Genomic DNA, 1414 nt, shown 5'->3' on the forward strand with positions numbered 1-1414 from the left:
CGCCGCGCGGCGGCGCTCGATCTCGAGAACGCTGCCGCCCAACTTCATGTCATCATCACGCGATCAAAATCCGCTCCAAAGACCTCACCCCTTCAACGCCTTCTTGGGATAGATATCGTACCGACTCGATTTCCCCTCCAAGCTGTGACTCGGCTTCACCCCCTCGATGATCGGCGCCTTGCGCGGCCGCTTGACCACCACCCGGTGCGACGCCAATGCCAGGGCCGCCTCGAGCAAGGCCGGCGCATCCAGGTCATCCCCGACCAAGGGCCTGAACACCCGCATCTCCTTTTTCACCAAAGCACTCTTGTCCCGATGCGGGAACATCGGATCGAGGTAGATCACTTGCGGCGCCTCGCCTTCCCAGGCGCGCATCCGTTCGATGGCATTGCCCGTCAGCAAGCGCATGCGCTCGACAATCCCTCCCACCTCAAGATCACCCCGCGCCCGCGCCAAGCCGTCCTCGAGCAGCGCGGCAATCAATGGCTGGCGCTCGATCAGGGTCATCTGGCAGCCCAGGCTGGCCAGCACGAACGCATCCTTGCCGAGCCCCGCAGTGGCATCCAGCACCTGCGGCCGAACGCCCTGGGCGATACCGACCGCCTTGGCGATCATCTGCCCGCTGCCACCGCCGTACAGCCTACGATGCGCCGCCTGTCCCTCGACGAAATCCACCCGCACCGGCCCGGGCGCCTGTGGCCCCAACTGCTGGACCTGCAGGCCATCGACACCAACCTGCACGGCAAAACCGGCCTCGTCGTCGATCATCGGCAAGCCCAGCCGCTGCGCCCACGCCTGGGCCTGCGCCTGGAACTCCGGGGCCAACGCCTCGACCCTGATACCTGTGCCCTGCTCTTGCTCTGCCATCCGTTCCCGCACTCGAAAAAAATTAATGAAACCCCGGCCACGGCCGATACACGCAGTATCCGCTATTCTGCCAGAGCACAACGCGCGCGACTGCCATGTCAGATACTCTCCCCATCGGCTTGACCTACCTGTCGCCTGTCGGCAACTACGGTCGGCAGAATACCCAGGCACTGGGTGGCGTCAGTCACCTGTGGCAGGATTTCTTTGCCCGCGCCATGGCCGAGCAGCAAGGGGATGCAACCGACAGTTTCAGCCAGGCGTTGGTGCAGTACGACCAGCAAAGCGGCGAGCCCATCGGCGGCGCCAAGGCCCTGGCCCTGATCGACGCCCAGCGCGCCCTGCCGGTGCAGGACACCGAGGTGACACCACCCGAGCCCCTGTTCCTGCCCAAGGCGGAGCTCGAAGCCAATCTGCTGGAGCCCGCTCCGGAGCCCTACAGCACGATTGAACTGATCGAACAGCAACGCCAACTCGACCTGAACAACAGCTGGCTGCGCCCGGTGGTGATGAGCCAGGGCCACCCCCTGCCCGAGCCTGGCCCGGCCCC

2 protein-coding genes are annotated in these 1414 nt (G+C 65.2%); one reads left to right on the top strand and one right to left on the bottom strand.

The features are described 5' to 3' along the window. Nucleotides 1-84 precede the first annotated feature (84 nt). A complete protein-coding gene (locus tag P5705_RS26120) occupies nt 85-867 on the bottom strand; it encodes a class I SAM-dependent methyltransferase (protein WP_213659866.1) in 783 nt (260 codons plus the stop codon). 95 nt (nt 868-962) lie between these two features. On the opposite strand from P5705_RS26120, the gene P5705_RS26125 reads away from it, so the two are divergent. Beyond that, a partial coding sequence (locus P5705_RS26125; RefSeq protein ID WP_277463743.1) for an energy transducer TonB occupies nt 963-1414 on the top strand: 452 nt, incomplete at its 3' end.

The organism is Pseudomonas entomophila (assembly GCF_029478665.1).
GTDB lineage: Bacteria > Pseudomonadota > Gammaproteobacteria > Pseudomonadales > Pseudomonadaceae > Aquipseudomonas > Aquipseudomonas entomophila_F.

Bases quoted from the DNA above. Each gene is read 5' to 3' on its own strand.
- P5705_RS26120 (WP_213659866.1), bottom strand. From the start codon at position 867: ATGGCAGAGCAAGAGCAGGGCACAGGTATCAGGGTCGAGGCGTTGGCC.